The 9,362-nt window shown below is 67.7% G+C and carries 9 protein-coding genes and 5 pseudogenes; 4 read left to right on the top strand and 10 right to left on the bottom strand.

Going from position 1 to position 9,362, the window contains the following annotated elements; genetic code table 11:
* The 6 genes and pseudogenes from MXD62_RS26215 to MXD62_RS40940 form a co-directional block, all read right to left on the bottom strand.
* Nucleotides 1–347 (bottom strand): cupin domain-containing protein (locus tag MXD62_RS26215; RefSeq protein WP_248832090.1); only part of this gene is annotated, 347 nt, incomplete at its 3' end.
* A gap of 30 nt (nucleotides 348–377) precedes the next feature.
* Nucleotides 378–920, bottom strand: a complete 543-nt coding sequence (locus MXD62_RS26220) for a hypothetical protein (RefSeq protein ID WP_248832091.1) — start codon at nucleotides 918–920, stop codon at nucleotides 378–380.
* A gap of 295 nt (nucleotides 921–1,215) precedes the next feature.
* Nucleotides 1,216–1,323: pseudogene (locus MXD62_RS40935) on the bottom strand (helix-turn-helix domain-containing protein); the annotation flags it as partial.
* Between the two features lie 73 nt (nucleotides 1,324–1,396).
* Nucleotides 1,397–1,984, bottom strand: coding sequence for a flavin reductase family protein (locus MXD62_RS26230; protein ID WP_248832093.1), 588 nt, complete (start codon nucleotides 1,982–1,984; stop codon nucleotides 1,397–1,399).
* 392 nt (nucleotides 1,985–2,376) lie between these two features.
* Nucleotides 2,377–2,748, bottom strand: a complete 372-nt coding sequence (locus MXD62_RS26235) for a hypothetical protein (protein WP_248832094.1) — start codon at nucleotides 2,746–2,748, stop codon at nucleotides 2,377–2,379.
* A gap of 32 nt (nucleotides 2,749–2,780) precedes the next feature.
* A pseudogene (locus MXD62_RS40940) lies at nucleotides 2,781–2,843 on the bottom strand (hypothetical protein); the annotation flags it as partial.
* A gap of 522 nt (nucleotides 2,844–3,365) precedes the next feature.
* Between MXD62_RS40940 and MXD62_RS40945 the strand changes: the two are divergent.
* Together MXD62_RS40945 and MXD62_RS26240 are read left to right on the top strand one after the other, a co-directional pair.
* A pseudogene (locus MXD62_RS40945) lies at nucleotides 3,366–3,638 on the top strand (LLM class flavin-dependent oxidoreductase); the annotation flags it as partial.
* Nucleotides 3,639–3,697: 59 nt separating this feature from the next.
* The gene (locus MXD62_RS26240; RefSeq protein ID WP_248832095.1) at nucleotides 3,698–4,051 is read left to right on the top strand and encodes a DUF4286 family protein; all 354 of its coding nucleotides are present in this window, start codon (nucleotides 3,698–3,700) and stop codon (nucleotides 4,049–4,051) included.
* 256 nt (nucleotides 4,052–4,307) lie between these two features.
* Here the strand turns inward: MXD62_RS26240 and MXD62_RS26245 are convergent.
* Both MXD62_RS26245 and MXD62_RS26250 read right to left on the bottom strand, forming a co-directional pair.
* A pseudogene (locus MXD62_RS26245) lies at nucleotides 4,308–4,572 on the bottom strand (ISKra4 family transposase); the annotation flags it as partial.
* Nucleotides 4,573–5,269: 697 nt separating this feature from the next.
* A complete protein-coding gene (locus tag MXD62_RS26250; protein WP_248832096.1) occupies nucleotides 5,270–6,169 on the bottom strand; it encodes an SDR family NAD(P)-dependent oxidoreductase in 900 nt (299 codons plus the stop codon).
* A 359-nt stretch (nucleotides 6,170–6,528) separates the two neighbouring features.
* Here MXD62_RS26250 and MXD62_RS40950 point away from each other — a divergent pair.
* Nucleotides 6,529–6,704 (top strand): annotated as a pseudogene (locus MXD62_RS40950) (alcohol dehydrogenase); the annotation flags it as partial.
* Between the two features lie 188 nt (nucleotides 6,705–6,892).
* Entirely contained in the window at nucleotides 6,893–7,270 is a 378-nt protein-coding gene (locus MXD62_RS26260) for a DUF2255 family protein (RefSeq protein ID WP_248832097.1), read from the top strand.
* Nucleotides 7,271–7,385: 115 nt separating this feature from the next.
* On the opposite strand, the gene MXD62_RS26265 is transcribed toward MXD62_RS26260, so the two are convergent.
* Nucleotides 7,386–8,306 (bottom strand): TIGR03619 family F420-dependent LLM class oxidoreductase, encoded by a 921-nt coding sequence (locus MXD62_RS26265; RefSeq protein ID WP_248832098.1) that lies wholly within the window; start codon nucleotides 8,304–8,306, stop codon nucleotides 7,386–7,388.
* A gap of 163 nt (nucleotides 8,307–8,469) precedes the next feature.
* On the bottom strand, nucleotides 8,470–9,362 hold an 893-nt coding region (locus tag MXD62_RS26270; RefSeq protein ID WP_248832099.1), incomplete at its 5' end, for a zinc-binding dehydrogenase.

The following is a 9,362-nucleotide window of genomic DNA, read 5'->3' on the forward strand; positions in this document are numbered from 1 at the left end:
GCCCGCCACGAATAGAGAAGGTCGGGCGTGAAGAAGCACACGCCGGCCCCCACCCGCCGTCGACCGAAGATCAGCTCACCGCGCAGGACGTAGTTCAGCTGATGGGTGCCGTGGCGATGCGGCTTGACCTTCTCACCCGGTGCGGCCGTCTCGTGGTAGACGCTCAGCTCCGGTGAGTTGAGGATCGTCCTCGTGACGAGATCCCGGCCGAAAAGATCGAAGTAAGGCTGGGCCTCCGCGGAGTCACCCATGATGTCGACATTCGTGCGGCCTGGCAGCTCGGTGACGTCAAAGAAGAACTGCCGGGGCCTTTCCTGGTTGCTCTGCCGGTCGGTCTCGTCGGCCATCGGTCCTCTCCCTTCAGTGCGTTGGTCGCGTCAGTGCGTTCGTTGTGCTCGGAGTCGTTCGAGATCGCTCGTCGCCGCACCGCTGGGGCGCGGGCGCGGCGCGCCTCGTGTCGCAGCCGTCTCGGGTCTCGGTCCTGAGGGCGGTGCCGGCGGGTCCGACGTTCCCCAGGTCGCCCGGGAGACCGCCGCCGTCGCCGCGCGCAGGCGCCTGCCGAGCCTGGGGATGTCGGCGGCCTGCATCTGCTCGTAGAAGCCGACGAGCGAGATCGCCAACGGGACGTTTCCCTCCGGGTCGATGATCGGCGCGGCGAGGTTCATGATCGGAAAATGCTGTGCTGCTTCCATCTCGACCAGCACGTACTCCTCGAAGTCCCGGAGCAGGTCGGCACCGTCGACGCTGCGGGGACGCGGCCGGCCGAACCCAACGGCGTAGCCGCGTTCCCGTACGCGGGCCAGAGCCTGCGTGTAGCGCTCGTGCTCCCGGGCATTCGCCGACGGCGCGACTCTGGCGCCAGCGCTGGATGCCCTCCGGGCCGGCCCAGGCCAGGAACACCGTGCCGACCGGTGGAACAAGCGCGAACCTGCTGCCGGCCCTGACGTGCACAACCAGCGAAGCGGGCGAGTTGGCGATCGCCAGGACGACGATCTCGTCGTCGACCACGGTGCTGGCCACGAAGTCGAGGCCCAGGTCGCGGCTGAGCGCGGTCATCTCGGCGCGTGCTCTCGGCAGCGCGTCGTGCTCGGTCAGGAAGGTCTTGGCCAGGGGCAGGATCGACGGCCCGAGGGAGTAGGTCTTCCCGGCACGGCGCAGCAGATAGCCCTGGTCGCTGAGGAGGGTGACGACGGCGTGACAGCTGGCCTTGTTCAGGTCCAGCCGACGCGCGATCTCGGAGAGGCCGAGCGTTTCGTCCGGGTGGTCTGCCAGCAACTCCAGTACATCGAGGGCTCGCTCCACCGCGGGAACCTGACGTCCCATCGACTCCTCCAGCCCGCCCGGTGGCCGTACGGGGTGGTTGCGCCGGCCGTCACCCTGGACGATTCATGATCATTTAAGCGGCGAGGTGAGCGTATCCGCTTCGGTAGTAGAGAAGGGGCGACGCGTCGGAGTCGTCGATCGCGAGATCGTCGACTCTCCCGATGACGATGGTGTGGTCGCCCGCCTCGTGGAGGGTGTCGATGCGGCAGTCGATCCACGAGGCCACACCGGGCAGGATCGGGGCTCCCGACGGTGCTGGCCGCCAGGCGACGTCCCGGAAGCGGTCCGCGCTGCGGACGGTGAACTGGCGCGACAGATCCTCCTGGCCCTTGGTCAGGACATTGACGCAGAACCTGCCCGTGGCGCGGATCGACGGCCACGTGGTGGAGGTGTGTGCGACGCAGAACAGCACGAGCGGGGGAGTGAGCGACACCGAACTGAAGGAGTTGGCGGTAAGCCCCACTGGGCCGTGCTCCGGGTGCGCCGCGGTGACGACCACGATCCCCGTCGCGAACGTCCCGAGCGCGTGCCGGAAGGCGTTGACGTGGTCGGTGGCGGGATTGGGGCCGCGGATGCCGCTCATGTCACGAGCCCCCGAGCCCCCGAGCCCCACGCCGGTCGACTCCGCGTACCCACGGCTGCGCGAGTTCCATGTGATCATTTCTGTGTTCTCCACGATGCTGACTTGATCTTTAACCTGTGCGGCGTGGTCGTGGGGTCGTGGACTTCTTCGTCTGTCGTTTGGTGGAGTCCGGTTTGCCTGCTATGTGTACGTCGTGGCGTGGGCCTGTATTCGATCTCCGTCGAGTGATCGAGGTCGACGAGGTCAGTCCACGGCCGAGCCCCGGGAACATGTCCTTCTGGGAGCCTGCGCTGTGCTCGACTACGCCGCGCGGTCGCGGCGCAGGCGGTTCGTCGGCCGGGTGACGAGCCGCAGCCGGGGCCGCGCCGACCCTTCGGTCAACCCCCCTGCGCTGACTGTCTCTGGCCGGTCCCACCGACCACGGCCCACCCTGCCCGCCGGTGGCCGCCGAGGATCGGTCGTCGGGTGGGTCAGCGAGGACGACCAGATAGCCCACGATCAGAAACGCGTGGCTGAGCACCCTGGCTGCCGATACCTCCCCACGTGCCACATCGTTGATGGAACAGCAACGACAGGATCGTGACGAACGCGGTGAGCAGGGGTACCAGGCCCTCGGCGACGCCTCTGCGGGCCGCCGCGGGCAGGAAGCCGGCGCCTACCGTGAGGTTCCACGCGGCCGACTCGTGGGAGAGGTGCTCCGGCGCGGAAACCCCGACCACGCCCGCGGAGTGCGTCACCGGATGCCCGGACAGCGCCCCGGCGTCGAGGACCTGCAGCGCGCCGAGGCAGAGCTGCGCGAGACTGCCGCCGCGTCCCGGTACCAGGCACGGCACCCGGCGCACTGGTCGAGATGCCCGTCCACGAGCGTATCGGCGTGCCCGGGATCCTCGCCGTCGATCCGCGCGGACAGCGCCTCGCGCCAGCTCTCACACCCCAGGGCTGCATTGTCGTCCCGGCACCGCCAGAAGTTCCAAACCCGACAACCGGGTCGCCCGCGCCCGCGCCGATCTGATCACCGTCTACCAGGACCACGGCGTTCCTCGGAGGCAGCGATCACTTCTGAGGCCCTCCGAGGCGCCGAAGATCTTCCCGAGGTCGCGCAGCATGGCGTAGCTGTCCTCGACAGTCGGCGAACCGGACGTCATCCCCGCCTCGCCGCAGGCGCTGGCCGGCGCGTAGCTGTTGGCGCCGATCTTGAGCAGGTCGACGCCGCGTCGCGAAGCCGGACGCGGCGTCGAACCCCCGAGCCCGACTCCCTACAAACGTCTTTTGGTATCAAGAGTGGCACTAAGTGCAGTGTTAGGCATAGAGTGCCAACATGGCTGAGGTACGAGTGATTGCAGCTGACGACTGAGAGGTCCGCATGGGCCGCGACGGTGGTCGTCCACGAGCTCCAGATGGACGAACAACCGGGATGAACCAGGTCGGCGAGCTGCGAGGAGGGATGTCATGGACCTTTCTGGGGTGGGGGCATGAGCCACCACTCGCGCTTCGGAGACCAGTCGGGGCCGTCGACGCCGCCGCGGAACTAGAGGAGCTGGCTTTCAACGCGGTGTGGGCCCTGACCGAGGACGCCGGTGTTCGACGCCGTTGGTCATCTGCCGGCGGTGACCCGCCGGATGGTCGTCGCGACCGGCGCGCTGAACCGGTGGATGCACACACGACGGCGGAGACAGCCGCGTCGTATGCGTCGCTGTCGCCGGCCCATGACGACCGGTTCCTGCTGGGTATCTGACAGCCGATTGGGCGCCATGGCGGTGGCTTGAGACGGGAAGTGAGAGGAACAGAGAGATGGACGACCATACGCTCTATCTGGTGTTCTCGAACCCGGTCGAGGGAAAGGAGCGCGAGTTCAACGCGTGGTACGACACAGTGCACGTCCCGGAGGTGCTGGCCACCCCGGGGATGCTTTGGGCCCAGCGGTACGTCGTGCGCGAGGCGGAGATCAACCGCGCCGTGGGCGGGGCGACTCCAGCGCACCGTTATCTTTTGGTCTACGAGATGGAGGGCGACGTCGACGCCATTATGGCCAAGGTCCGAGAGGCCGTGGCCTCCGGAGGGATCGTCATGAGCGACACGCTCGACCTGGGGAATGTATCGATGTCGTTCTGGACGGCACTCGGGCCGAAGGTGCGGCCTGAATAGAGGGACCTGTCTGCCGAATCCAGGATCGGGCCGAGCGCGAATATCCGTTCGTAGTTGCGGCACCACACATCTCCAATCGGCCGGGGCCGCGACCACAGTGAACGCCGAGGATGTCAGCCCGCCCGGGCTGCAGCCAAGCCCCGGTGCAAGCGCGAGCGTGACCGGCTGGAACGGGCGGGCCATACCACCTCAAGAGTGTTATGTAGTGCAAAAAAGACAACACCTCGGCATGGCCGCAATTCATTACGTTACCGACGGTGGCGAAGTTGTCGACGACGGAGGCGGTCAGCCACTTCCCGGCCGCCTTCGGCCCGTCCTCGCTGTCCTGGCCGGGCGGCAGCAGCACGTCGCGCGGGGGTGCGCACCACCGGGACGGCATCGTTCGCGGCTGTCAGCTCGGCCATCCATTTGCGGCCGTTCTTCTCCCTGGGCGACAGCCTCGTCGCCAGCTTCCGCCCGGCCGCGGCGGCGGCCTTCGCGGTCGCCGGGCGCAGCCCCTCTGGCCGCAGTTAGGAAATCCCAACCCGAAAGATCCCGTACGCCCACCGGGGAATGGACGCACCCCTGTTCCCGGCCATGGCGGTAATCCCTGCCGGTAGACGAAAACTGACCGCTGCAAGGTCGGCTCCGGACGAGAGTGACCTCCGATCAGCCATGGGGCCGCTGTATCAGCTGGCGCCCTGTACTCCCGCGGATCCGCGGGAGTACAGGGCGTGGCCGTGGGGGTAAGATGGCAGCCACGAGGATTCCGCGAACCTGTCCCGGTCTTTGAAATGCACTCACCTCGGCGGGCGAAAGCACTCAAAAATACGTACCACCGCGCGCCGATATTTCAGCGTCACCGCGTGAGCGAGCCACCGGAGCGGCTGGTGTTATCTCGAGGAAGAACCACCGGCCTGGGTGCGTTCGTTATGGCATTTGTTCGGCACGGCGGCGGCATTCGGGTCGAGTGCGCCCAGTGATGTCCGGTGGCTGAGGGTTCGGCCGTCCGGCGGCGCGCACCGGCGGCGGGGCGCACACCGCCGCGGCAGCGCCCCAACGCCCGCTCGAACACGGCGACCACCCGCGGCCGGCGGTCCTGGTTCCCGGCCAACAGCGCGACCGTAATGGCTGAGGCACCCGGCGGGCCCGGGACGCCGCGAACACATCCGTCGCCCGCACGGGCCGAGCTGATGGCCGTCGCGATGGACTTGCTCGCCCGCAAGGGCTACGACGTGGTCACTTCGTCCACGTCCCGGAGGGCTCAGCCACTTGCGGAGGGAGCACCTGCAGATCCGTCAGTTGCGCTGACCGCACCCACAGCTGCCGGGCCAGGTCCGCGTCGCGGGCTTGGTCGTTCTTGGGGGCCTCGGGCTCGAGCCGGTGGAAGTAGGCGCCGTTGACCGTCTGCGGGTCCCCGACCGTGGCCAGGTGCAGCAGGGGTTCGGCACCCTGGTCAGGGGTGGACAGCAAAGCCCTGGCCAACCGCGAGCCCATGAGCACCCGGCTCACCGCGCTGTCCCGGCTGACATCGGTGGCGACCACCCCGGGATGGAAGGCCGAAGCGGTGACGCCCTCGCCCTGCATCCGTCGCGCGAGCTCCTGGGTGAACAGGATCGTCGCGAGCTTGGACTGCGCATACGCACGCTGGCTGAGGTACCGGCGACCTGTACTGTCCAGGTCGCCCAGATCCAAGCGCCCCCGCCGGTAGACCATGCTCGCCGTGTTGACCACTCGTGCTCCGTCCGGGGCCGCGGCGAGTCGGTCCAGCAGCAGGTTCGTCAGAAGAAACGGCGCCAAGTAGTTGACCTGGATGGTCATCTCATGACCATCGGTACTGGTCTTCCGGCTGGCGAAGATGCCGCCGGCATTGTTGGCCAGGATGTCGATCCGCCCGTAGGCGGCCAACAGGTCCGCGGCGAGCCTCCGAACGTCGTCCAGCCGGCCGTAGTCCACCAGGTGCGCCTGGCCGCCGATCCTCTCCGCGACCGCCGCGGTCTTCTGTGGTGACCGGCCCACCACCGCCACGGTCGCTCCCAACTCGCTGAACCGGCGTGCGGCCGCGGCACCAATGCCGGAACTGGCACCGGTGAGCACCACGGTCTTGCCTCGCAGATCCTGCCGTGCGCCATCCGTCATGACTCTCACTCCCGAATCTGAACCTGAGTGTCACAGTAGACGCTTGGGCTTAAGGATGCGAATCGGGTTCTTTGTGGACCCGTCTCGGTTCCGGCGAGCGCGTGGTTGACCTGGTCGACCGGGCGTCCCTAGCCGGGTCCGGGCGGGGGTTCGCAGCCTCGGTTCGCGGCGGGACGCCGTATCGGCGCAGCCGCTGGAGCTCTGCCGACGCTGGACGAAGGCCTCCGGTGGGGTGGCTCGTCGGCGACGGCATCGTCGCGGCTCGGGCTGCCGCCGAGCAGGACGATTTGAAGGACCGCGTCGCCGTGGGTGTCGTTGATCGACTTGAAGTGGTCGAGGTCAACGAACGCCGCTACACCGGTTCCCAGTTCGGCGGTATCCGCGAGACCCAGGAGATGCTCGACTTCTGCGCTGAGCACAACGTTACCGCCGACATCGATCTGATCCGCGCCGATCGGATCAACGAGGCCTACGGGCGGGCCTGACCTCGGACGTCCGCTACCGGTTCGTCATCGACACCACCACCCTGCGCTGACGAACCTCACCCGGGAAGGAGCACCGTGGCCGCAGCCAGCCCGCTGCTCACCCTGAACAGCGGCGTGCGCATGCCCGCCCTTGGCCTCGGTGTCGACCAGTCCTCGTCCGAGGGCACGGCCGGTCCCGGCCGACGGCGCATGCGGTGGCAGCCAGCCCCCCTTCCCCCACGACCAGAGGAGCCACGTCATGGCCACCTGGACCGATGAAGATCTCGACCGCGTCGGCCGGGCCGAGGAACTGCAGCTCGCGTCCCGCCGCGGGGACGGCACCCTGCGCCCCTCCGTGACGATGTGGGTTGTCCGTGCCGGCGACGATCTGTACGTCCGCTCGGCCTACGGCCCGGACAACCCGTGGTATCGCCGAGCGAAGGCCAGCGGTGCCGGTCATGTCCGTGCCGGCGGCGTGGAACGCGACATCCTCTTCGCCGACGCGGGCGCTGACGTGCATCCGGACATCGACGCGGTCTACCACGCCAAGTACGGCCGCTACGGCCCCGCGATCGTCGGATCCGTCGTCGGTGACAAGGCCGTCCCGGTGACGATCCGCCTGCTGCCGCGCGCCTGACCGTCACCTGTGGGCTGGTCCTCGTCCGGCGGGCGGAGGGCGTCGTCCTGACGTGCCGCCGGCGTCGGCCAGCTGATTCTCCAGTGGGGGCAGAACCATCCCAGGCTTTCAGCCACTACGCAATCGCGGGCGCGATCTCTTCGGCCACCCATTGGGTGTAGTCGAAGTACTCCTCGAGATGGCTGACGCTCGGTATCGGTACTGAACTCATCGTCACGCCCAGCTCCTTGAACCAGCAGAGCCGGTCGATGATCTCCTGTTTGGTCATGCCTGCCCGAACGCGTGGATCTTTCTGTATAACGTGGCCGTCACCGACTCGCGTGGTGGCGAAGCCGTAGAATACATCGGTGAGCTTGCCACTGTAGTCGGGCTGCGACTTGATGAAGGAAATCTTCGCCGGGATATCTTCGGGTCTGGTGAGGAAAGGCCACCAGCCCGATGCGTAGCGGGCGGTGCGCCTCAGCACGGCATCGGCATCACCACCGAACCATACCGGCAGGTGTGGTTTCTGGAAGGGCTTGGGTTCGAACACGACATCTCGGAAAGAGACGTACTTTCCTTCGAACTCCGGTTCCTCCTTGGTCCAGAGCTCGATGATTGCCTGAATGTACTCCTCGCTCATCGCTCCGCGCTCGCGGAAGGGAACACCCAGAGTTTCGAACTCCTCTTCCAGCCAGCCCACCCCGAACGTGACGGAGACACGGCCACTCGACATCCAGTCGATGCTCGAGAGAGCCTTGGCGGTGATGGCGGGGTGCTGTAACGGCAGGAGCGCGATGCACGAGTTGACCCGTATCTTTTCCGTGGCCCCGGCCAGATAGGCCATGGTCGGATAGGCGCTTAAGTGGTGTGGCCCCGAAAGATCGACATGGGTCTTCGGGATGATGTGGTGTTCGGGCACGCTAATCATGGCGTAGCCAAGCTTCTCGGCCCACCTGGCGAGACGCGTCTGGTCCGCGCCCGTCACTGCGGCTTCCCACGGCTGGCAGGTGGCCTTCAGTCGCAGCAGATGTGGCATAGCAAATCCCAGTCTCACGTCTTCTCCTCACTGACCCGTTTCATCGGACTTTATGCCTGGACCATTCACCGAGGTGCGCCGCATCCCTGCGGTAGGCATTGGTGATGTATGCGCCAGGTGATTCCTGCACCGCTTTGGCCACGCGGGAGTGGCGACGCGGCTGCGACGGAGTGGGTGTCGGTCAGGTGGCAGGGAGGTCGACGAGGACTTTCATGCGGCGGCCGCTTCGCAGGTCGTCGAGTGCGCTGTGCAGGTTGTGGAGCTCGATGTGGTCGACCCAGCCTGCGGTCGGGTAGGCGCCGCCGGCGATGAGCTCGATCACTCGGGAGAACACGCCGGGTCCGTATCCCAGGGATCCGGTGAGCTCGATCTCCTTGCGGGCCAGCACCCATGGCGCGAAGTCGACGTCCCGGTCGGAGAAGGCGATCCCGACGTAGCGTCCACGGGCGCGGAGCACGTCCGGGGCGAGCGCGAACGTGACGGGCGCCCCGGCCGCGTCCACCGCAACATCGACGCCGCGGCCCCCCGTCCGCGTCTGCACCGCGTCGGTGATGTCGGTGGTCTCGGGGTCTAGGACGTCGGCGACACCGAGCTTCGCGACGGCCGCCCGGCGGGCCGGTGCCGGCTCGACGAGCAGGATGTCGTCCACGCCGACGGAGCGGAGACCGAGGACGACGCCGATCCCGATCGGCCCGGCGCCGAACACGAGCGCGGACTGCCCCGGCTGGGCACCGGAGCGCAGGACGCCGTTGAACGCGACCGCCATCGGCTCCACGAGCGCGGCGTCGGCCAGGGACATCGACGCAGGGATGTGATGCACCATTGTGTGCGGGACGACGGTGAACTGGGCCAGACCGCCCCCGTGGGAACACAGGCCGTGCGTCATGACCTGGCGGCACAGCTGGGGCAGCCCGGCCCGGCATCGGTCGCAGCCCCCGCAGGAGTACAGCGGCTCGACGCACACGCGGTCACCGACCGCCACGTTGGGGACGTCCGGCCCGATGGCGGTCACCACCCCGGAGAACTCGTGGCCGACGATCTGAGGCAGCACGCCGCCGGTGAGCGGGTGCGGCA

The sequence above is a fragment of the Frankia sp. Mgl5 genome, assembly GCF_023242985.1.
GTDB lineage: Bacteria > Actinomycetota > Actinomycetes > Frankiales > Frankiaceae > Parafrankia > Parafrankia soli.

Bases quoted from the DNA above. Each gene is read 5' to 3' on its own strand.
- MXD62_RS26260 (WP_248832097.1), top strand. From the start codon at position 6,893: ATGGCCACCTGGACCGATGAAGATCTCGACCGCGTCGGCCGGGCCGAG.
- MXD62_RS26250 (WP_248832096.1), bottom strand. From the start codon at position 6,169: ATGACGGATGGCGCACGGCAGGATCTGCGAGGCAAGACCGTGGTGCTC.
- MXD62_RS26230 (WP_248832093.1), bottom strand. From the start codon at position 1,984: ATGATCACATGGAACTCGCGCAGCCGTGGGTACGCGGAGTCGACCGGC.
- MXD62_RS26240 (WP_248832095.1), top strand. From the start codon at position 3,698: ATGGACGACCATACGCTCTATCTGGTGTTCTCGAACCCGGTCGAGGGA.